This window comes from Streptomyces rubrogriseus (assembly GCF_027947575.1).
GTDB lineage: Bacteria > Actinomycetota > Actinomycetes > Streptomycetales > Streptomycetaceae > Streptomyces > Streptomyces rubrogriseus.
Genome location: NZ_CP116256.1, coordinates 6,614,215 through 6,635,500, shown reverse-complemented (window position 1 = coordinate 6,635,500; position 21,286 = coordinate 6,614,215). Strand labels below are relative to the sequence as shown.

The 21,286-nt window shown below is 74.0% G+C and carries 16 protein-coding genes; 9 read left to right on the top strand and 7 right to left on the bottom strand.

Annotated features, from left to right (window positions below; translation table 11 throughout):
- Positions 1 to 6 precede the first annotated feature (6 nt).
- The 3 genes from Sru02f_RS29700 (at position 7) to Sru02f_RS29690 (ending at position 3,968) form a co-directional block, all read left to right on the top strand.
- Entirely contained in the window at positions 7 to 1,434 is a 1,428-nt protein-coding gene (locus tag Sru02f_RS29700; protein WP_109035989.1) for an NAD(P)/FAD-dependent oxidoreductase, read from the top strand.
- 123 nt (positions 1,435 to 1,557) lie between these two features.
- The gene (locus Sru02f_RS29695) at positions 1,558 to 2,016 is read left to right on the top strand and encodes a hypothetical protein (RefSeq protein ID WP_109035987.1); all 459 of its coding nucleotides are present in this window, start codon (positions 1,558 to 1,560) and stop codon (positions 2,014 to 2,016) included.
- A gap of 134 nt (positions 2,017 to 2,150) precedes the next feature.
- Positions 2,151 to 3,968 (top strand): chitinase, encoded by a 1,818-nt coding sequence (locus Sru02f_RS29690; protein WP_174855224.1) that lies wholly within the window; start codon positions 2,151 to 2,153, stop codon positions 3,966 to 3,968.
- Here the strand turns inward: Sru02f_RS29690 and Sru02f_RS29685 are convergent.
- Positions 3,907 to 4,611, bottom strand: coding sequence for a phosphatase PAP2 family protein (locus Sru02f_RS29685; protein WP_164272047.1), 705 nt, complete (start codon positions 4,609 to 4,611; stop codon positions 3,907 to 3,909). The two genes, Sru02f_RS29690 and Sru02f_RS29685, sit on opposite strands and share 62 nt — an antisense overlap.
- A 44-nt stretch (positions 4,612 to 4,655) precedes the next feature.
- Between Sru02f_RS29685 and Sru02f_RS29680 the strand changes: the two genes are divergently transcribed.
- The gene (locus tag Sru02f_RS29680) at positions 4,656 to 5,507 is read left to right on the top strand and encodes a tetratricopeptide repeat protein (RefSeq protein ID WP_244941943.1); all 852 of its coding nucleotides are present in this window, start codon (positions 4,656 to 4,658) and stop codon (positions 5,505 to 5,507) included.
- A gap of 398 nt (positions 5,508 to 5,905) precedes the next feature.
- Here the strand turns inward: Sru02f_RS29680 and gabT are convergent, their stop codons facing one another.
- Positions 5,906 to 7,240: a 4-aminobutyrate--2-oxoglutarate transaminase gene (gabT, locus tag Sru02f_RS29675; protein WP_109035977.1), complete on the bottom strand. Its 1,335-nt coding sequence runs from the start codon at positions 7,238 to 7,240 to the stop codon at positions 5,906 to 5,908.
- 253 nt (positions 7,241 to 7,493) lie between these two features.
- On the opposite strand from gabT, the gene Sru02f_RS29670 reads away from it, so the two are divergent.
- From Sru02f_RS29670 to Sru02f_RS29660, 3 genes are all read left to right on the top strand, one after another.
- The gene (locus Sru02f_RS29670; RefSeq protein ID WP_109035975.1) at positions 7,494 to 9,923 is read left to right on the top strand and encodes a type IV secretory system conjugative DNA transfer family protein; all 2,430 of its coding nucleotides are present in this window, start codon (positions 7,494 to 7,496) and stop codon (positions 9,921 to 9,923) included.
- 162 nt (positions 9,924 to 10,085) lie between these two features.
- Positions 10,086 to 11,735 carry a PucR family transcriptional regulator gene (locus tag Sru02f_RS29665; protein WP_109035973.1) on the top strand — a complete coding sequence of 550 codons (1,650 nt, stop codon included), beginning with the start codon at positions 10,086 to 10,088 and terminating at the stop codon, positions 11,733 to 11,735.
- A 143-nt stretch (positions 11,736 to 11,878) separates the two neighbouring features.
- Positions 11,879 to 13,324: an aldehyde dehydrogenase family protein gene (locus tag Sru02f_RS29660; protein WP_109035970.1), complete on the top strand. Its 1,446-nt coding sequence runs from the start codon at positions 11,879 to 11,881 to the stop codon at positions 13,322 to 13,324.
- Positions 13,325 to 13,333: 9 nt separating this feature from the next.
- On the opposite strand, the gene Sru02f_RS29655 is transcribed toward Sru02f_RS29660, so the two are convergent.
- The 4 genes from Sru02f_RS29655 to Sru02f_RS29640 are packed head-to-tail and all read right to left on the bottom strand — an operon-like array spanning position 13,334 to position 15,937.
- The gene (locus Sru02f_RS29655; RefSeq protein WP_109035968.1) at positions 13,334 to 13,747 is read right to left on the bottom strand and encodes a cytidine/deoxycytidylate deaminase family protein; all 414 of its coding nucleotides are present in this window, start codon (positions 13,745 to 13,747) and stop codon (positions 13,334 to 13,336) included.
- Positions 13,748 to 13,760: 13 nt separating this feature from the next.
- Positions 13,761 to 14,990 carry a glycosyltransferase family 4 protein gene (locus Sru02f_RS29650; protein WP_109035966.1) on the bottom strand — a complete coding sequence of 410 codons (1,230 nt, stop codon included), beginning with the start codon at positions 14,988 to 14,990 and terminating at the stop codon, positions 13,761 to 13,763.
- A 32-nt stretch (positions 14,991 to 15,022) separates the two neighbouring features.
- Positions 15,023 to 15,439, bottom strand: coding sequence for a hypothetical protein (locus tag Sru02f_RS29645; RefSeq protein ID WP_373103607.1), 417 nt, complete (start codon positions 15,437 to 15,439; stop codon positions 15,023 to 15,025).
- A gap of 21 nt (positions 15,440 to 15,460) precedes the next feature.
- Positions 15,461 to 15,937 (bottom strand): hypothetical protein, encoded by a 477-nt coding sequence (locus tag Sru02f_RS29640; protein ID WP_373103604.1) that lies wholly within the window; start codon positions 15,935 to 15,937, stop codon positions 15,461 to 15,463.
- A gap of 445 nt (positions 15,938 to 16,382) precedes the next feature.
- On the opposite strand from Sru02f_RS29640, the gene Sru02f_RS29635 reads away from it, so the two are divergent.
- Both Sru02f_RS29635 and Sru02f_RS29630 read left to right on the top strand, forming a co-directional pair.
- Positions 16,383 to 17,591, top strand: coding sequence for a sensor histidine kinase (locus Sru02f_RS29635; protein ID WP_109035962.1), 1,209 nt, complete (start codon positions 16,383 to 16,385; stop codon positions 17,589 to 17,591).
- A complete protein-coding gene (locus Sru02f_RS29630; RefSeq protein ID WP_109036326.1) occupies positions 17,588 to 18,298 on the top strand; it encodes a response regulator transcription factor in 711 nt (236 codons plus the stop codon). Before Sru02f_RS29635 ends, Sru02f_RS29630 begins: the two co-directional genes overlap by 4 nt.
- Before the next feature lie 45 nt (positions 18,299 to 18,343).
- On the opposite strand, the gene Sru02f_RS29625 is transcribed toward Sru02f_RS29630, so the two are convergent.
- Positions 18,344 to 21,199, bottom strand: a complete 2,856-nt coding sequence (locus tag Sru02f_RS29625; RefSeq protein WP_109035960.1) for a glycoside hydrolase family 3 C-terminal domain-containing protein — start codon at positions 21,197 to 21,199, stop codon at positions 18,344 to 18,346.
- Positions 21,200 to 21,286: the final 87 nt, after the last annotated feature.

Genomic DNA, 21,286 nt, shown 5'->3' with positions numbered 1-21,286 from the left:
GAAATCATGGCCGCTGGCGCCATGAGCCGCAGCAACGACTGGACGAAATCCCTTTCCGACGCCCAGCCGGTCCCGTACTGGCTGGACGACCCCGGCCGTCCCCGCCCCGAGGCCGCCCTCACCGGCACCGAGACCTGCGACCTGCTGGTCGTGGGCGGTGGATACAGCGGGCTGTGGACCGCGCTGATCGCCAAGGAGCGCGACCCGGAACGGGACGTGGTGCTGATCGAGGGCCGCGAGGTGGGCTGGGCCGCCTCCGGCCGCAACGGCGGCTTCTGCGCGGCCTCCCTCACCCACGGGCTGTCCAACGGCCTCACCCGCTGGCCGGACGACATCCACCGGCTGGAGGAGCTGGGCGCCCGCAACCTCGACGCGATCGAGGCCGCGGTCGCCCGCCACGGCCTCGACTGCGACTTCGAGCGCACCGGCGAGATCGACGTCGCCACCGAGCCCTACCAGGCCCGGGAGCTGGAGGAGTGGTACGCGGAGATCCGTGCCAAAGGCCTGGCCGAGGGCGTCGAGTACCTGGACGCCGAGGCCGTACGCGAGCAGGTCGACTCACCCACCTTCCGGGCGGGGCTGTGGGACCGGCGGGGCGTCGCGATGGTCGACCCCGCCAAGCTGGCCTGGGGACTCAAGCGGGCCTGCCTCGCGCTCGGTGTACGCGTCTACGAGCGCACTCCCGGGCTCACCCTCAAGCCGCACGGCGCCGGCATGGCCGTACGCACCCCCTACGGCGGGGTCCGCGCCCGCACGGTCGCGCTCGGCACCAACGTCTTCCCGAACCTGGTCCGGCGGGTGCGCTCGTACACCGTCCCCGTCTACGACTACGCCCTGATGACCGAGCCGCTCAGCGACGGGCAGCTCGCCTCCGTCGGCTGGAAGAACCGGCAGGGGCTCGGGGACAGCGCCAACCAGTTCCACTACTTCCGCCTCTCCCGCGACAACCGGATCCTGTGGGGCGGCTACGACGCCGTCTACCCCTACGGCGGCCGGGTGCGCGCCGAGTACGACCACCGCCCGGAGACCTACGCCAGGCTCGCCGAACACTTCTTCACCTGCTTCCCGCAGCTGGAGGGCGTCCGCTTCACGCACGCCTGGGGCGGCGCCATCGACACCTGCTCGCGCTTCTCGGCGTTCTTCGGCACCGCGCACCGGGGCAGGGTGGCGTACGCGGCCGGGTACACCGGCCTGGGCGTGGGCGCGACCCGGTTCGGGGCCGAGGTGATGCTCGACCTGCTGTCGGGGGAGCGCACCGAGCGCACGGAGCTGGAGATGGTGCGCACGAAGCCGCTGCCCTTCCCGCCCGAGCCGTTCGCCTGGACCGGCATCGCGCTCACCAAGTGGTCGCTGGCCCGCGCGGACGCGCACGGCGGTCGGCGCAACCTGTGGCTGCGGACGATGGACAGGCTCGGGCTGGGCTTCGACAGTTAGCCGACCGCCGCCCATGTGACCCGGTTCACCCCAACGAGGTACCGCAACCCGCGTAATGCGGCCGGGAGACCTCCCTCTCCCTCGTGACGCACCCCGCGTCGACGAGTGAAAGGGAGGTCTCACATGCCTGGTGCGAAGACGGCGGTCGCGTGGCTGGCATCCGTCGCACCGGATCCCGAGTCCTGTCGCCGGGACTGGGAGCGCGACCCCTCGGGCGTCGCGCTGCTGCCCGCAGGCAAGGCCTGGGACGTGCTCATCCTGCCGAGCAGGCTCGGCTATCCGACCCTGGACGTGCTCTCCCGCGTCCTGGACCAGCCAGGACCGGTGCTCGCCGACTTCGGCGACGGGCGCACTGGCTTCTTCGTGCCGGCCGGCACGGCGGCCCGCTGGCTGGGCACCGGAATCCGGACCGCCGGGCTCGGCACCTGGATCGTGGTGCCCCACCCCGGCGGGCTGACGTCCGGCGGCACCCGCTGGCTGATCCCGCCGGACGGAACCGGGACCCTCACCGATCCCTCGCTCCTGGAGCTGGCGATGCACGAGGCGGCGGCGGCTCTGGCGGGGGAGGGGAACGAGGGGTAGCGGCAGATGACGCACAGATGAGGCACAGGTGAGGTGCGCAAAGGGTTGACAACGGAATTGGTCTGGACCAAATTGGGCGCGCTCCGCCCTCCCCATCTCCCCCATGCCCGGAGGTACTTGTGGAACGCGCAGTTGTGCAACGCGCCAGACCTCTCGCCCGTCGCCCCCTCGTCACCCTGCTCACGGCCGCGGCCCTCGCCGCGTCCGGCCTGACCGCGCTCACGTCGGCCGCCCGTGCGGCCGACGCGGACCTCGCCCGCAACGGCGGCTTCGAGTCCGCGCTCGACGGCTGGACCTGTACCGCGGGCACGACCGTGACCTCGCCCGTGCACGGCGGCACGTCGGCCCTGAAGGCCACTCCGGCCGGCGCCGACAACGCCCGCTGCTCGCAGACGGTGTCCGTCAAACCGGACTCCCAGTACACGCTCTCCGGATACGTCCGGGGCACCTACGTCTACCTCGGCGCGAGCGGCACCGGCACCACCGACGTCTCCACCTGGGCCCAGTCCGCCCCCGACTGGCAGCAGCTGACGACCACCTTCCGCACCGGCCCCTCCACCACCAAGGTCACCATCTACACCCACGGCTGGTACGGCACCGGTGCCTACCACGCCGACGACATCTCCCTCACCGGCCCCGGCGGCGAGACGCAGCAGCCCCCGGCGGTCCCCGGCGGCCTGAAGACCGGCGCGGTGACCTCCACCGCCGTCGCCCTGTCCTGGTCACCGGTGCCGGGCGCGACGGGCTACGCCGTCTACCGCGATGGCGCCAGGGTCAGCACGGTCACCGGCACCTCCACCACCCTGACCGGCCTGACTCCGTCGACGGCGTACTCCTTCCAGGTCACCGCGGTCAACGACGCGGGCGAGTCGGCGCGTTCGGCCACGGTCACCGCGACCACCGCCCAGCGCCCGGACGACGGCGGCGGCTCCTCCGACCTCCCGGCCCACGCCCTGGTCGGCTACCTCCACGCCAGCTTCGCCAACGGCTCCGGCTACACCCGCATGGCCGACGTGCCCGACAGCTGGGACGTCATCGACCTGGCCTTCGGCGAGCCCACCTCGGTCACCTCCGGCGACATCCGCTTCGAGCGCTGCCCGGTCGCCGAGTGCCCGAACGTGGAGAGCGACGCCGAGTTCAAGGCGGCGATCAAGGCCAAACAGGCGGCCGGCAAGAAGGTGCTGATCTCCATCGGCGGCCAGAACGGCCAGGTGCAGCTCACCAGCACCGCCGCCCGCGACAAGTTCGTCTCCTCCGTCTCCGCGATCATCGACGAGTACGGCCTGGACGGCCTCGACATCGACTTCGAGGGCCACTCGCTCTCCCTGAACGCCGACGACACGGACTTCAAGAACCCGAAGACACCCGTCATCGTCAACCTCGTCTCGGCCGTGAAGACCCTCAAGGCCAAGTACGGCGACGGCTTCGTGCTGACCATGGCCCCGGAGACCTTCTTCGTCCAGCTCGGCTACCAGTACTACGGCACCGGCAAGTGGGGCGGCCAGGACCCGCGGGCCGGGGCCTACCTGCCGGTGATCCACGCCCTGCGCGACGACCTGACCCTGCTGCACGTCCAGGACTACAACTCCGGCTCGATCATGGGCCTCGACAACCAGTACCACTCCATGGGCGGCGCCGACTTCCACATCGCCATGACCGACATGCTGCTCACCGGCTTCCCGGTCGCGGGCGACGCCAACAACGTCTTCCCGCCGCTGCGCCCGGACCAGGTCGCGATCGGCATGCCGGCCTCCACCCAGGCCGGCAACGGCCACGTCTCGTCGGCCGAGGTCAACAAGGCGCTGAACTGCCTGACCAAGAAGACCGACTGCGGCTCCTACGCCACCCACGGCACCTGGCCGGACCTGCGCGGCCTGATGACGTGGTCGATCAACTGGGACCGTTACTCGAACTGGGAGTTCCAGAAGAACTTCGACGCGTACTTCGGCTGACCTCCCGCGGGGTCCGGCCGGGCGGGGTCCGGCGGTCCACCAGCCGGACCCCGGCCAGCAGCACCACTCCCAGGCACCAGCTCGCCAGCACGTCCAGGGGCCAGTGGTAGCCCCGCCGCACCAGCCCGTAGGAGGTGCCGAGCACCAGCAGGACGCACAGCACCACCAGCGTCCGGCGTACGGCCGGCGCGCGCAGCCGCCCGAGCAGCAGCACCGTCGCCGCGCCGTACGCGACGACCGCCGTGGCGGTGTGGCCCGAGGGGTAGTAGCCGACCGCGGGCGGCACCGCCGGGGTGCCGGGGCGGTCGGTCCACTCCTTCAACGGGGCGACCAGCGCCGGCACCAGCACCATCGCCAGGGCCCCGGCCAGCGGCGGCAGCCACCAGAGGTCCACACCCGCGACCCGCCCGCGCCACGCCGCGTACGCCAGCGCCACCACCAGGACCGGCACCGCCACCTGCACGTTGCCGAGGTCGGACAGCAGCTCGGAGAACCGGTCCGGGTGGACGAGCGCCCCGCTCAGCCGCTCGTCCACCCCGACCAGCGGGCCGTCGGCGAGGACCTGCCAGGTGATCAGCGCGAAGAGGAGCACGGGAAGCCCGACGAGGGCGGACAGGGCGCGTGGCGGGGCGGAGACCGGCATGACGCCCAGCTTCGCAGGCCCGGCCTCGCGTAGTCTCACCGCCCGTGGCAACCATACGAACGGCACGGGACAGCCAGTGGGGAGAGACCTTCGCACGGCTGAAGGCGATGACGAGTGAGGGCCGGTACGAGGAGGTCGAGGCCGAGGCCCGGACGCTGGCCGCGCTCCCGCGGCGCCCCTGGCGCAGGCGCCCGCCGCACTGGGAGGCGAGGGTGCTGGCCACGGGAGCGGCCGTCATGCACGGCCGGATGGCCGAGGCGCTGGACGAACTGGACACGCTGATCGCGGAACTGGAGCCAGTCGGCCTCAACTCGCAGATGCTGCGACTGATCGCCCGCAGCAACCGCGTGGTCGCCCTGTCCGGCCTGCGGCGGTACGCGGAGGCGGAGACCGAGGCGAACGGCGTCCTGCGCGAGCTGAACCAGATCGCCCACCGCGCCCCGGTGGCGGCGCTGGAGGTCAACACCCTGGGGCACCTGGCCGTCGTCCTGTGCGGGCTGGCCCGCCACGAGGAGGCGGAGGCCGTGGCCCGCGGCAACCTGTCCCGGGCGAACGGACCCGCCGCCGGTCTCCTGCACACCACGCTGGCGCACAGCCTGAACGGGCAGGGCCGCTACGAGGACGCGCTGGCGGAGATCCGCCGGAGCCCGACCCGGCCGCCCCGCTACGCCGCCGGGTACCCGGATCTGGTCGCCGCCGAGGCACTCTACGGACTGGGACGCCGCGCCGAGGCGGAGGACGCCGTACGACGGTCGCTGGCCGACTGCGAGCGGCGGCTGCACCCGGCCCATCCGCGCACCGGCGAGGCCCGCGCCCTGCTGGCCCGCGTCACCGGGCAGGAACCGGGCGAGGAATCCCCGGAGGAGCCGGGAGAACCGGGGGAGCCGGGGGAGTGAACACCGAAGGGCCGGCACAAGGGGGGGGAGTGTGCCGGCCCTTCGGTGAACCGCCGTCCCGAGTGCCGAGGCGGCCGTCCTGACCGGAACGCCGCGCGCCCCGGGGGGTTTGGGGCGGGCGACCGTCCGATCGGTGAGGAAGCCGGAACCCGTGGGCTCCGGTTGTGTGCGCGAGGCACGACCAGGTCGAAGCCGGGGAAGCCTCGTCCTGATGATCCGCCCACAGTCCCCTGTGGGCGGGTGTATCTCTCATCTGCGTAGAACCTACGGCAGGGGGTGCGCTCAGGACAGGTCCATCGGCGTCCTGACATCCACCCCGCACACCTTCTTCACACGCTCTGCCGCTCGCTCCGCCAGGCGTGCGAAACGGCGCTCGGATGCGCGTTCGGCACTCGTGCTCAGACGCGGGTGAAGGCCTGCTCGATGATGTCGAGACCCTCGTTCAGCAGGTCCTCCCCGATCACCAGCGGGGGCAGGAAGCGCAGCACGTTGCCGTAGGTGCCACAGGTCAGGACCAGCAGCCCCTCCTGGTGGCAGGCCTTGGCGAGCGCGGCCGTCGCCTCCGGGTTCGGCTCCTTGGTGTCGCGGTCCTTGACCAGCTCGATCGCGATCATCGCGCCGCGGCCCCGGACGTCGCCGATGACGTCGAACTTCTCCGCCATGGCGGCCAGGCGGGACTTCATGACCGCCTCGATGTCCTTCGCCCGGGCGTTGAGGTCCAGCTCCTTCATCGTCTCGATGGCACCGAGCGCGCCCGCGCACGCCACCGGGTTGCCGCCGTAGGTGCCGCCGAGGCCGCCGGAGTGCGCGGCGTCCATGATCTCGGCGCGGCCGGTGACGGCGGACAGCGGCAGACCGCCCGCGATGCCCTTCGCCGTCGTGATCAGGTCCGGGACGATGCCCTCGTCCTCGCAGGCGAACCACTGGCCGGTGCGGCAGAAGCCGGACTGGATCTCGTCCGCGACGAAGACGATGCCGTTGTCCTTGGCGAACCGGCTGATCGCGGGCAGGAAGCCCTTGGCCGGCTCGATGAAGCCGCCCTCACCGAGCACCGGCTCGATGACGATCGCGGCCACGTTCTGGGCGCCGACCTGCTTGGTGATCTGGTCGATCGCCTGCGCGGCGGCCTCCGGACCGGCGTTCTCCGCACCCGTGGGCCAGCGGTAGCCGTAGGCGACCGGCACGCGGTACACCTCGGGCGCGAACGGACCGAAGCCGTCCTTGTACGGCATGTTCTTCGCGGTCAGCGCCATCGTCAGGTTGGTCCGGCCGTGGTACCCGTGGTCGAAGACGACCACGGCCTGCCGCTTGGTGTACGCCCGCGCGATCTTGACGGCGTTCTCGACGGCCTCGGCGCCGCTGTTGAACAGCGCCGACTTCTTGGCGTGGTCGCCCGGCGTCAGCTCGGCCAGCGCCTCGGCGACGGCGACGTAGCCCTCGTACGGCGTGACCATGAAACAGGTGTGGGTGAAGTCGGCGAGCTGCGCGGACGCCTTGCGCACGACGGCCTCGGCGGAGGCGCCGACGGAGGTCACCGCGATGCCGGAACCGAAGTCGATCAGGCGGTTGCCGTCCACGTCCTCGATGACACCGCCGCCGGCACGCGCGACGAAGACGGGCAGTGTGGAGCCCACACCCTGCGCGACCACGGCCGTACGGCGGGCCTGCAGCTCCTGCGACTTCGGGCCGGGGATGGCGGTGACGACGCGGCGCTCCTGCGGAAGTGCGGTCATGGGGGGCTCCTGGGGTCGTGCGGGCGAACGCTTGACTTCTTTTCTCGCAGGCTAGGACCGGCGCCGTGGGGTGGGCATGCTCCATGTGGGCGTTGTCCGAACGGCCGCTTGTCCGACATGGACAGGTGCCGGGAACGGCGACATATGGACACGTCGATGCGGGCCCGGCCGCGTAAGCGGTGAACTCCCCTTGGGAGGGCGTTAGATTGGCTCGCTGATGGTGGACGGAGCGGCAGGTCAGGGGGCAAGGGCGATGGACGGCGACGGGACCCGGGACGCGCGGGGCACGCATGCGAATCCGGTGCCGCGTCCGGCGGGACCTCCCGAGGTACCCGTGGAGGCGCCGGCGGTGCCGCCACGACCGGCGAGGGCGCCGGACGCGCCCCCCGTGCCCGAGCAGGCTCCCCGGCCCTCGTCCGCCGTCGCCGCCTGGCTCGACGAGGCGCGGCCGACCGCCCGCCCCGGAATCTGGCGGTTCGGCTACCGGCCGCCCAAGGAGGCCCCGGAGCGGGTCGCCCCGGTGACGGTCGTCGGCATGCTGGTCCCCCTCGCCCTGGCGATGCTCGTGTGGTCGCTGTGGCAGCGCGGTGTCACCTCGTACCAGTACGCCCTCCTGCGCCTGTTCACGCCGGACGACTGGTGGTGGGGCGGCACCCTCGCGTCGCCCAAGGTGTTCGAGGGGCGGGAGGTGGCCGCCCCGGGCGCGGAGGCCCTGGTGATCTACGAGGGTCTCGCCTTCGCCGTGCTCGTTCTCCTGGTGGCCGTGCTCGGCAGCTGGCACGCCATCGTCAGCCACTACGTGACCCGCAGGCCCCAACCCGCCCGCGCCCTGATCTCGGCCCTGCTCGCCCTCGTCGTCCTCAGCTTCGTCTTCCCCGACGCCTTCCCGGTCGTCGGATGGTCCCCCGTGCCGCTGGTCGATCCGCTGCTCTCACTCACCGTGCTGGTCTCCGACGGATACGGTCTGATGGCGTCACGCCTCTACACGGACACGCTGTACGCGCTCGTCACCCTGCTCGTGGTGTGGCCGTTCGCCCGCCTCGGCGGCTGGCTGCCGTACGCGCGGACACTGCTCGCCGCGCGCCGGGCCGCCGCCCCCACCTCCGGCGTTCCGGTCGTCCGCCCCCGCTCCCAGTGGCCCGCCCTGCGCGACGTCGGCCAGTACGAGGCCGCCGACCTGCTCACCGGCGAGGTCGCCCGCGGCACGGTGAACGACGTCGACTGCGCCCGCATCGAGAACGCCTTCTCCGCCGCTCGCCGTGGCGCCACGCTCGACGCGTTCCGTGACACCGTGCTGCGCCGGGGCGGCACGGCCTGGACCCACCCGTCCGGAGCCCGGGACCTTCGGCGCCGGACCGCCCGCCACGACCTGCTGGCCGGACAGGTGCGGATCGGCCGCTGGACGGCCGCCCAGCAGGCCCCGCTGCCGTACCAGGACGCCGGGGCGGCCCTCGGCCCGGAGGTGCTCGGCACCTCGCTGCTGGCGGTCGGACCCCCCGGGTCCGGCAAGACCCGCGCCCTCGTCGAGCCGGTGACCGAGGCACTCGCACTGCAGGCGCTCACCGGGGCCTGCGCCGTCGTGGCGGTGTCCGCCCCCGGGGCCCCGGTGTGCGCGGACGACGCCTTCGACGTGGTCGTCCGGATCGGTGACCCCGCCTCCGTGCACGACCTCGACCCGTACGCCGAGTCCGACGACCCGGACGACGCCGCCGCGATCCTCGCCGAAGCCCTGGTGGGCGACCTCGACACGGTCGGAGCACAGGGCGCCGTCACCGCGTTGGCGCAACTGCTGGGCCCGTTCCGGGCGGTGCACGGACGGTTCCCCTCGCTGCCGGAACTGCACGCGCTGCTGGCGGGCGAGGAGACGGTGCTGACCCGGCTGGGAGAGGCGCTCGCGGCGAGCGGGAACGACGTCATGCGCCGCGAACTCGACGCACGCGTCCGGCAGACCGGTGCGCCGGGCGACGCGGGCCGGGCCCTGGCCGACCGGCTGGCCCTGCTGAACCGGCCGGCGTTCGCCGACTTCTTCGGCGGCCGCGGAACCGCCCGGCCGTTCTCCCTGCGCGCGATCGCCCACCATCCCCTGCGGGTCCGGATCGACGTCCCCGAGCGAGGACACGACGAGGCCTCCCGGGTGATCACCCGGCTGGTCCTCGCGCAGTTCCACGCCGTCGTCGGGCAGGGCCGGCGCGAGCACTTCGCCTGCCTGGTCCTGGACGACGCGACGGGCGCGGTCACCCCGGAGTCCGTGCGCCGCATCCAGCGCCTGCGCTCGCGGAACGCGGGCGTCCTGCTCGCCCTGCGGACCGTCGGCGACGTCCCCGAGGCGCTGCACGGACCGCTGTACGGTGCCGTGGGCTGCCGCATGGCCTTCAGCGGCGTCTCCACTTGGGACGGCGGCCGGTTCGCACAGGCGTGGGGAACCGAATGGGTGGAGACCACCGAGGTCGCCAAGCACACGGTCTTCGCCGACCAGCCGATGACGCGCTTCATCCACGCCGTGCGCAAACTCGTGACGGGCAAGGCGGTGACGACGGACGCGGTGACCGTCCGCCAGGTCGAGCGGGAACGCTGGTCGGCCTCCGAGCTGGCGCACGCCGTGCCGGCCGGGCACGCGGTGCTGTCGCTGACCAGCGTCGAGGGGGAGCACGCGCCGCCGCTGCTGGTGGATCTGCGCGGGTGAGCCGTACGGGGCACGGGCGGGCACCCGGGACCGTACAGTGAGGCAGAATCGACACAGGTCGTTCATACGCGGCGGCCAAAAGATCACAGAGGCTCCACACCGGCCCGCGGACACCGCGCGGCCGCCCCGCATCCCGACGCAGACCCCGAAGGCCCAGGCCACATGCCCCCCACGCTCGCCTCGCTCGTCCACCACTCGGCGCTCAAGCTGACCGTGCGCGCCGGCGAGGACCGCCTCGACGTGCCGGTGCGCTGGGCCCACGTCAGCGAACTCGCCGACCCCGTGCCCTACATGGAGGGCGGGGAGCTGCTGCTGATCACCGCCCTCAAGCTGGACGCCGAGGACCCCGAGGCGATGCACCGGTACGTGAAGCGGCTGGCGGGCGCGGGAGTGGTGGGCCTCGGCTTCGCCGTCGGGGTCAACTACGACGACGTCCCCGAGGCGCTGGTGGACGCCGCCCGGCAGGAGGGGCTGCCGCTGCTCGAGGTGCCGCGCCGCACCCCCTTCCTCGCCATCAGCAAGGCCGTCTCCGCCGCCATCGCCGCCGACCAGTACCGCGCGGTCACGGCCGGCTTCGCCGCGCAGCGGGAGCTGACCCGCCGGACCCTCACCGACGGCCCGGAGGGGCTGCTGGCCGCGCTCGCCGCGCAGGTCGACGGCTGGGCCGCGCTGTACGACGCCTCGGGCGCCGTCGTCGCCACCGCACCGGAGTGGGCGGGACGCAGGGCCGCCCGGCTCACCGCGGACGTGCAGCGGCTGCGCGAGCGCCCCGCGCCGGCCTCGTCGGTGGTCGGCGGTGCGGGGAACACCGAGCACTCCGAGAACGCCGACCGGGTCGAGCTGCACTCCCTGGGCACCTCCCGCAGGCCGCGCTCCGCGCTCGCCGTCGGCACCGCCGCCGCCCTCGGCACCGCCGAGCGGTACGCGGTCCACTCCGCCATCGCCCTGCTGACCCTCACCACGGAACGCTCCCGCTCCCTGCACGAGGCCGGGCTGCGCATCGACGCGGCCGTGCTGCGCATGCTGCTCGCCGGCGAACCCGACCACGCGCGCACGGTCGCCGGGGACCTGTACGGCGGGCTGCTGGACGCGCCGTTCCGGATGATCGTCGCCGAGTCCGGGGCGGCCAGGAACAGGACCTCCACGGCCGCGCACACCGCGGCTGGGACGGGCGGCGACCCCGGCGGCGACCCGCTCGGCGTGCTCGCCGAGGCGGCGGAGTCCGCGGCGGCCCGCGCCGGCGAGGCGGTGCTGATCGTCCCCGACGGGGAACGCCTGGTGGTGCTGGCCACCGACGGGGGCGCGGCCGTCGCCGCCTGCGTCGAGCACGCGTCCGCGCTGGAGGCCGCCCGCCCGGCCGCCGAGCCCCGGGCGGGCGGCGACGAGGAGAGCCTGGTCGTCGGACTCTCGGCCCCGTCCGGGCCCATCGCCGCGGCCACCGCCTACAAGCAGGCCCAGCAGGCCCTCTCGGTGGCCCGCCGGCGCGGCCGCGTTTGCGTGGAGCACGAGCACGTGGCGGCCGGCTCGGTCCTGCCGCTCCTCGCCGACGACGCGGTGCGCGCCTTCGCCGACGGCCTGCTGCGGGCGCTGCGCGACCACGACGCCACCGGCCGGGGCGACCTGGTCGCCTCCCTGCGCGCCTGGCTCTCCCGCCACGGGCAGTGGGACGCGGCCGCCGCCGACCTCGGCGTCCACCGCCACACCCTGCGCTACCGGATGCGCCGGGTGGAGGAGATCCTCGGCCGCTCCCTGGACGACCCGGACGTCCGCATGGAGCTGTGGCTGGCCCTGAAGACGACGGCACCGGAGTAACGCCCCCACCTGGCCACCACGTCGAACACCCTCCACCCACCACTACACCCTGGACAAGCGCCCGCCACCCCGCCCCGCCCTACCGTGGACCCCGCACGGCGCACACACCACCACCCCCAACGCGGAAGGGCCGGGACTCGACAATGACTTCCACCCACGCCTTCTGGCTCGCCGGCCGCCAGGCCACCGGCGAGTCCGACTTCGACGTCACGTCCCCCTGGGACGGCACCACCGTCGGCACGGTGAGCCTGCCCACCGACGCCCAGGTCGAGGAGGCCGTGGCCGCCGCGTACGCCGTACGGGACGAGTTCGCCGCCACCCCCGCCCACGTACGGGCCGCCGCCCTCGACCACGTCAGCCGCCGTCTGGTGGAGCGCACCGAGGAGATCGCCCGCCTGATCTCCGCCGAGAACGGCAAGCCCGTCAAGTGGGCCCGCGGCGAGGTCGGCCGGGCCGTCTCCGTGTTCCGCTTCGCCGCCGAGGAGGCCCGCCGTTTCAACGGCGGCGAGGCCCAGCGCCTGGACACCGACGCCGGCGGCCAGGGGCGCCTCGCACTCACCCGCCGCTTCCCCAAGGGCGTGGTCCTCGGCATCGCGCCCTTCAACTTCCCGCTCAACCTGTGCGCCCACAAGATCGCCCCCGCGATCGCCGCCGGCGCGCCCCTCATCCTCAAGCCGGCCCCCGCCACCCCCCTGTCGGGCCTGATCCTCGGCGAACTCCTCGCCGAGACCGACCTGCCCGCCGGCTCGTGGAGCATCCTCCCGGTCCCGAACGACCGCATGCCCGCCCTCGTCCAGGACGAGCGCCTCCCGGTCATCTCCTTCACCGGCTCCGAGACCGTCGGCTACGCGATCATGGACTCGGTGCCGCGCAAGCACTGCACGCTGGAGCTGGGCGGCAACGGCGCGGCCGTCGTCCTCGGCGACTGGGCGAGCGACGAGGACCTGGACCGGGCCGCGGCGCGCATCGCGACCTTCTCCAACTACCAGGGCGGCCAGTCCTGCATCTCCGTGCAGCGCGTGATCGCCGACGCCGCCGTCTACGACCGCCTGCTGCCCCGCATCGTCGCCGCCGTCGAGGCCCAGGTCACCGGCGACCCGAACGACGACGCGACGGACGTCGGCCCGCTGGTCAGCGAGGCCGCCGCCGAGCGAGTGGAGACATGGGTGCGGGAGGCCGTCGACGCGGGCGCGAAGCTCCTCACCGGCGGCAAGCGCGACGGCGCCTCCTACGCGCCGACCGTCCTCACCGAGCTGCCCGCCGACACCACCCTCGCCCGCGAGGAGGTCTTCGGCCCCGTCCTCAGCGTGCAGCGGGTGACCGGCGAGGCCGAGGCCTTCGCCGCCGTCAACGACTCCAAGTACGGCCTCCAGGCAGGCGTGTTCACCCACGACCTGCAGGCCGCCTTCCGCGCCCACCGGGCCCTGGAGGTCGGCGGCGTCGTCATCGGCGACGTCCCCTCCTACCGCGCCGACCAGATGCCGTACGGCGGGGCCAAGCAGTCCGGCGTCGGCCGCGAGGGCGTGAGGTTCGCGATGGACGACTACACCTACGAGCGGGTGCTGGTCCTCACCGGACTCGCGCTCTGACGTCCGGTCTCAGCCGGCGTCGAGCTGGTGGTCCGCCCAGACGTACGTCTCGGGCAGCAGGTCGGTGACGGGGACCGCGCGGACGCGGTCGCCGTCACCGACGATCACCTCGAGCCCGGGAAAGTAGTCGAGCAGCACCTGGCGGCAGCGGCCGCACGGCGGGACGATCCCCCGCTCGCGGTCGCCGACGGCGACGATCGTCTGAAGTTCGTACGCGCCCTGGGCCGCCGCCGCGCCGACGACGACCAGCTCGGCGCAGGGGCCGCCGGTGAAGTGGTAGGCGTTGACGGCCGTGACGATCCGGCCGTCCCGGGCGCGGGCCGCGGCCGCCATGGTGTGGTTGTCGCCCCGGCACCGGGTGCGGGCCACGTGCGCCGCGGCCTCGATGAGTTCGTGGTCGACGGGGTGCGTCTGCGAGGGCATGGTCTTCGCCTTGTCAGGTGTCGGACGGCGTCGGGCCCAGGGCCGTCGGCCGGTGTGCGGTCGGGGTGCAGGGTCCTACTGTGCGACAGTCCGCCGCCCCGCCCGACAGCAGGTCCCGCAGCCTCGCGTACGCGTCGTCCCAGGACCACGCCGTACGCACCCAGCGGCGGCCCGCGTCGCCCATGGCACGGGCGAGCCGGGGGCCGCGCAGGAGCCTGATCAGCCGGTCCGCCGTCGCCGCGACCGAACGGCCGTCGACGACGTGCCCCGTCTCCCCCTCGCGCACCGCGTCCGGGGCGCCGCCCGAGTCGCCCGCGACGACCGGCAGTCCGGACGCGGCGGCCTCCAGGTACACGATGCCCAGGCCCTCCACTTCCAGACCGCCCCTACGGGTACGGCACGGCATCGCGAAGACGTCGGCGGCGGCGTAGAACGCGGGGAGCGCCGGGTGAGGGTGGCCGCCGGCCAGGACGACCGAGTCCAGGACGCCCTCGCGCAGGGCCAGTTGCCGCAGTGCGGGCGCGCGGGGGCCGTCGCCGACCAGGAGCAGTACGGCGTCCGGGACCGCCCTGAGCACCCAGGGCAGCGCCCTGATCAGGGTGTCCTGGCCCTTGCGCGGGACCAGCCGGGCCGCGCACAGGATCACGGGGCGGCGGCCCAGCCCGTACCTCGTCCTGACCGGGGTGCCGTCGACACCGGGGTGGAAGGCCCGGGTGTCGACGCCGGGGACCAGACGGGCCGTCCGGGTCCCGGGGGCGAGGGCCGCCTCGATCGGGCCCCGGGTGCTCTCGCCCAGCCAGGTCAGCGTGTCCACCTGGCTGCCGATGCGCCGCAGCAGCCCCCGGGCCCCCGGGGTGCGGGCCCACCACACCTCGTGGCCGTGGGTGGTGGCGACGACGGTGCGGACACCCGCCGTACGGCGCAGCCGCCCCGTCATCAGGGCGAGGGGCGCCGCCGCGCCGAACCACACCCGGTCGCACCCGTACCGACGGGCCACCTCCCCGGCGTGCGTGGCCGCGCGGGGCGTGGGCAGCAAGGTGCGGGCCGGGTGGCGGACCACCGGGTACGGGAAGGTCCCACCGGGTCCCGCGGTGGCTGGGGGCGCGGAGGTCAGGACGACCACCTCGTCGGGCGGGAAGCGGTCGGCCAGCTCCCGGACGAAGGTCTCGATGCCGCCCTGCCGGGGCGGGAAGTCGTTGGTGACGATCAGCGTGCGGGCCCGGGTGCGGGCGTCGCTCGTCATGGGGGCCTCGCTTCTCATGGGGGCGTCGCTCGTCATGCGGGGATCCTTTCGACGGAACGGTCCGTGACCTGGTGGCCGCGGTGCGTCGGCTCGTGCACCAGGGCGGCCAGGAGCAGCGGGTAGACCAGGTAGCCGAAGCGCGTCGCCGGCATCAGGGACGTCGCCAGGCCCAGGCCTAACGCGAGCCGCCGGGCCGCCGCCCGCACCGTCTGCGGAGGGCGTACCGCGAGCGAGGCGCCGATCAGCAGCGCCCCGACCGTCAGGAGCGCGAGCGCGATCACCCTGCCGCCGGGGACGTGAGCCGCGAGCAGGTGTCCCGGCAGCGGACTGCCGGCGGGCGAGGCGGTGGCGGCGAGACCGAGCGGGAAGGCGACGACGTTCCGGAGGAACCCGGTGGGATCGGCGAGCGCGAAGGGCAGGACCGCCGCCGTCGCGGTGCCCAGGCCCACGCCCGCGCACCGCAGGGCCGGCTAGCCGCCCTGCCGTGCCGCGACCAGGGCGAGCGCGACCGGCAGGGCGGGCCAGGCGGTCCACTTGAGCGCGGCGGCGGCCCCGAGCACCAGGCCGGCCGCGCCCGGTCGGCCCCGCCCGGCCAGGGCGAGGCCGAGACACATCAGACCGGCCACCGGCAGGTCTACGCCGCCCACCGCGAACGGCAGCGCGACCAGGGGGCAGGCGAGGAGCGGCGCGACGCGGCGCGGGCGGGCGACGGCCAGGGCCGCGACGAACGCGCCGCCCAGCCACCAGCGGGGATCGCCCGGCAGTACGCCGAAGACGGCCGTCCCCGGCAGGTAGGGATTGAAGTCGGCGACGGTCGCGGGAGCCGTGACGTACGGGCTCCCGGTGACGGCCAGCAGGTGTCCCGACCGCTCGACCACGGCCACCTCCGACTGCCCCGCCCCCGCCAGTACCAGGCCGACGAGCGGCAGTACGGCGGCCCCCGCCACGGCGACCGCCCGTGCGGCCCGGCTCGGAGCGGACCGAGGGGGTGTCGTTCGGCTCCTGCCGGGGTCGCGGGGCGCCAAAAGGCGACGGAGGCCGCGGCCGGCCCGATCCGAACGACACCCCCTGGCCGCCAGGAGCGCCGCGAGCGCGTACCCCGCCCCGGCCGACCAGCCCCACACCTGATGCGTCGTCAGGTCCGACGCGGTCGCGAAGCCCGCCGCCGCCACCGCGTACCCGGCCCACACGTACCGTTCGACGGGCCGTCGGGCGTACCTCGCGATCCGCTCCCCACAGGACTTCCTCATGCCCGTCGACGCTAGGAATCCGCAGGTCGAAGGGCGTCAACCGAGGCTCCGCACCCGGGACTCAACCCGTGGTACGACCTCCGGCCGAAGACTCCACCCGAGCGGTGACGCGCGCCCGCGCCCCGGTCGGGATCATGGGGGGATGAGTACGTCGCCCCAAGAGCGGCTGCGCGAGTGGATCGCGGCACCCGCCTACCCCTGGATCACCGGCGGCGCCGTCACGGTGGGCGCGGTCGCCGAGTTGATCGTCGTCCCGGGCGGTGTGACCACCTCCGTCGGGGTGCTGGTGTCCGCCGCCTCGCTGATGTGGCGGCGCTCCTTCCCGCCCGTCGCGGTGCTCACCGTCGCGGCAGGGCTGATCGGCTTCGCCGGGGACGTCAACCTCTACGTTTCGATCATGGTGAGCGGGCTGACCGGCTGCTACTCGCTGGGCCGCAACCGGGTGGTGCACCCCGCCCTCGCCGTCGCGGGCGGCGCGCTCGGCGCCCTGTGCGTGAACCTGGTGCACATCAACACCTGGTCGCGGATGGACCTGCCGGTGCCCGCACTGTGGGAGAAGGGGTCGCTCAGCCTGTTCGCCGAGTCCTTCCTGCTGACCGTGGTCGTCTTCGGAGCGGTGATGATGGGCGACGCGGTCCGCTCCCGGGAGGAGACGCGCAACGAACGGAGCCTGGCCCAGGCGCAGTTGATCGCCATGGAGCGACGGCATGCGGCCGAGGCGGAACGCGCCGCGATCGCCCGTGAACTGCACGACATCGTCTCCCACTCGGTGTCGATGATCGCCGTGCAGGCCGAGAGTGCCACGTACACCACGCCCGGCCTCACGCCCGAGGCCCGCGACGGCTTCCAGCAGATCGCCGGCACCGCCCGCTCCTCGATGGCCGAACTGCGCCGCCTGCTCGGCGTCCTGCGCGCGCCCCAGGGCGACACCGCCCTCGCCGCCCCGCAGCCGACCCTCGACCACCTGGCCGAACTGGTCGACCAGCACCGGGCGGTGGGCGGCACGGCCGAACTGCGGATCACCGGGGAGCGGGTGGCGCTGCCCGCGGCGTGGGAGCTGTCCGCCTACCGCATCGCGCAGGAGGCGCTGACCAACGCCCGCAAGCACGCCCCCGGCGCCCGGACGGTGGTCGAGGTCGACTACGGCGCCGACCGGCTGCTCACCCTCCGTGTCCGCGACGACGGGCCGGGCGGCGACTACGGCTCCGGCCCCGCCGCGGGCGCCGGAACCGGACACGGTCTGACCGGGATGCGGGAGCGGGCCGCCCTGGTCGGGGGCCGGCTCACGGCCGGGGCCGGTCCGGACGGCGGCTTCCTGGTGGAGGCGGAGCTGCCGTGGGGGAGCGGATGAGTTCCGGGGAACGAGCGAGGGAGCCGCGGGTGATCAGGGCGCTGGTAGCCGACGACCAGGCGGTCGTGCGTACCGGTTTCGTGAACCTGCTGGGCACCCAGGAGGACATCGAGGTCGTCGCCGAGGCGGAGGACGGGGTGCAGGCGGTGCTGGCGGCCCGTGAGACCCGGCCCGACCTCGCGCTGCTGGACATCCGGATGCCGCACAAGAACGGCATCGAGGCGGCCCGCGAGATCCTGGCCGCCTCCGACGGTGCCACGAAGGTCCTGGTGCTGACGACCTTCGGCCTCGACGAGTACGTGTACGACGCGCTCGCGGCCGGGGCGGCCGGTTTCCTGCTCAAGGACGCCACCTTCCCCGAACTGCTGCACGCGGTACGGGTGGTGGCGGGCGGGAACGCCCTGCTGTCGCCCGAGATCACCAAGCGGCTGATCGCCGAGTTCGTGCAGACCCGCGGCTCGCGGCTGCCCGTGCCCGCGGCCGGTGACCTCACGGCCCGGGAGACGGAGGTGCTGACACTGATAGCGACGGGCCTGTCCAACGCGGAGATCGCGGGACGCCTCACCATCACCGACCACACCGTGAAGACCCACATCAACCGGCTGTTCGCCAAGCTTGGGCTGCGCGACCGGGCCCAGGCGGTGATCGTCGCCTACGAACTGGGCCTGGTCCGGGCGGGCGGTGAGTCGGGGGCCCGGTACCGGTAGCCACCGGTGCCGGGCCCCGTCCCCGTGCCGGACTCCTCCGGACCCTCAACCGGAGAAGCCGACGTGCGCGAGCCGCAACGAGCCGCGCAGCCTGATGCGGAGATCGTGGACGCCCTCGGCGGCGAAGGCGCTCTCCAGCTCCACGTAGTCGTACGGCCCCGCGGTCGGGGCGTTGGGTGACAGCGTCACCGTCCACGGGCCCCCGTCGAGGGCGACCTCGACCGCTCCCGCACCCGCGACCGACACGGTCAGCGCGCTCACCCCGGCACCGAAGTCGCAGTCCCGGTAGAGCAGTTCGCCCGTACGCCCGGCGACCGCCGTCAGCGCGTCGCCCGCCGCCCTCGTCCGGTCGACGATCTCCGTGCCGCTCTGCTCGTCGAAGTCGACCGCCGCCACGCCCCGTGCGCCGACCGGGCGCGGCACGGCGGGCTCGCCGTCGATCGTGACGGTCGTCGACAGGCGCACGTCCTCGCTGGAGGCACCCACCAGCAGCGCGTACGGGCCCGGCTCCAGCCGCCACCGGTCGTGCGCGACGTCCCAGAACGCGAGGGCGGACAGCGGGACCTCGAAGGAGACCCGGTCCGACGCCCCCGGGGCCAGGGTGAGCCGGCGGTGGGCCAGCAGTTCGCGGCGCGGGCGCGGGACCGACGGGGCCTCGGCACGGACGTAGAGCTGGGCCACCTCGTCGGCGGAGACCTCCCCGGTGTTGGTGACCGTGAAGGACACGGTCACCGCCCCGTCCCGCACCTGAGCCGACAGGTCCCCGTACCCGAACGACGCGTAGGACAGGCCGTGCCCGAAGGGGAACAGCGGTGTCCCCTCGAAGTACAGGTAGGTCTGGCGGCCGCCGATCACGTCGTAGTCGAGCAGGTCGGGCAGGTCGGCGTCGTCGGCGTACCAGGTCTGCGGGAGCCGGCCCGCGGGGGAGACGTCCCCGGCGAGGACCCGGGCCAGCGCGGTGCCGGCCGCCTGCCCGCCGTGCGCGGTCCACAGCACCGCCGGGAGCGTGTCGACGCCGACCGCGTACGGATAGGCGGACACCAGCGCCAGCACGGTCGCCGGGTTGGCGGCGCGGGCCGCGCGCAGCAGCCGTTCCTGCTGCGCGGGCAGCCGCAGCGTCGTACGGTCCTCGGTCTCCCGGCCGTTGATGTGCGGGTCGTTGCCCGCCACCACGACGACCACGTCCGCCCCCGCCGCCACCCGCGTCACCGCGTCCTCGCCGCGCTCGACGACGACCAGTTCGAAGACCTCGGCCTCCGTGTCCCCGGCGTCCGGCGCGGCAACCTTCACGCCGTCGGCGGCGACCTGGACGGGACGACCCGTTCCCACGTGCCTCAGGAGGTGACCGTCGTCATGGGGCTCCAGCCGGAAGGTCTCCTGCACGATCCAGCCCCCGGGCTGGTCCGCGGAGGCGCGCACGAAGCCGTCCTCGGCGACGGACAGGTACCGGCCGTCGGGCGCGCGCAGCGTGAGCACGCCCTCGCCCCAGTCGATCAGCGCCAGTTCGGTGCCGACGGCGTCGGTGGTCAGGGGCAGCAGGTCGGTGCGGCCGGCGAGCAGGGCCGGGTCCAGGGCGCCCTCCGCGCCGGGTGCCCCGGCGGGGGCGTCGTCGGCCGGGAGGACGTGCAGGAACCTGCCGTCGGCCGTGCGCAGCCGGACCCGGTCCACGCCCTCCGCGAAGCTCACGCGATCGGCGCCGAACCGCTCGTACAGGCCCTCCAGCGGGGTGGAGCGGTGGATCAGCGTGCCGCTGTACCAGTCGAGCTTGCACTCGTCGGCGAGCAGTCCGACGACGGCGACCCGGGTCTCGGGGGCCAGCGGCAGCACCCCGTCGTTCCTGAGCAGGACCACCGCCTGCTCCGCCGCCTCCCGCGCGAGCGCCCGGTGCTCCGGCGTGTCGAAGTCCGCGGCGGCGTCCGCCGCGCCCGCGTACGGGTCGTGCTCCGGGTCGAACTCGCCCAGCCGGAAGCGGACCGACAGCTGACGGCGCACGGCCGCGTCCACCTCCGCCTCCGTCAGCAGGCCCGCGTCCAGGGCGCCCCGGACGCGGGCGACGATCTTCGAGGAGTCCGTCCCGTGGTCGGTGAAGCTGTCCACCCCGGCCCGCAGCGCGGCGGCGGTCGCCTCCTCGTGGGTGTCGAAGTAGTGCTCCGAGTCGACCAGGTTGGAGGGCGCGCCGGCGTCCGAGCAGACCAGGAGATCCTCCCGCGCCCAGGTGCGCAGGTGCCGGCCGAGGTACGGGGAGAGGTGGTTGGGGCGGCCGTTGACCAGGTTGTAGGCCGGCATCACCCCGGCCACGGCGCCCGCCTCGACCGTGGCGCGGAAGGCCCGCAGGTCGTACTCGTGGAGGACCCGCGGACGGACGGAGGACGAGGAGGTGTCCCGGTCGGTCTCGTTGTTGTGGGCCAGCCAGTGCTTGAGGACGGGCGCGGTGCGCCAGTACGCCGGGTGGTCGCCGCGCAGGCCCCGGGTGTAGGCGGTGGCGACGGCGGAGGTGAGCCTCGGGTCCTCGGAGTAGCCCTCCTCGTTGCGGCCCCACAGCGGGTGGCGCAGCAGGTTCACGGTCGGGGACCAGACGTTGAGACCGACGCGGTCGTCCCGCGCGCGCATCGCCCTGGCCTCCTTGGACACCGCCTCGCCGACCCGCCGCACCAGCTCCTCGTTCCAGGTGGCGCCCAGGCCCACGGCCTGCGGGAACACGGTCGCCGGGCCCATCCAGGCCACGCCGTGCAGCGCCTCCTGGCCGGTGCGGAAGGCGGCGATGCCGAGCCGCTCGACCGCGGGCGCGAACTGGTGCAGGAAGGCGGTCTTCTCGTCGAGCGTGAGCCGCGACATCAGGTCGTCGACGCGCTTCGCGAACGGCAGTTGCGGATCACGGAACGGCGGCGTGGGTGCGGACACGTGAGGGTCCCCTTGGGATGGAGCGGGCAGGACGTCGAAGCGCTTCGATGCTCCGTGCAGCGCCGGGTGGGTGTCAAGACGCGCACC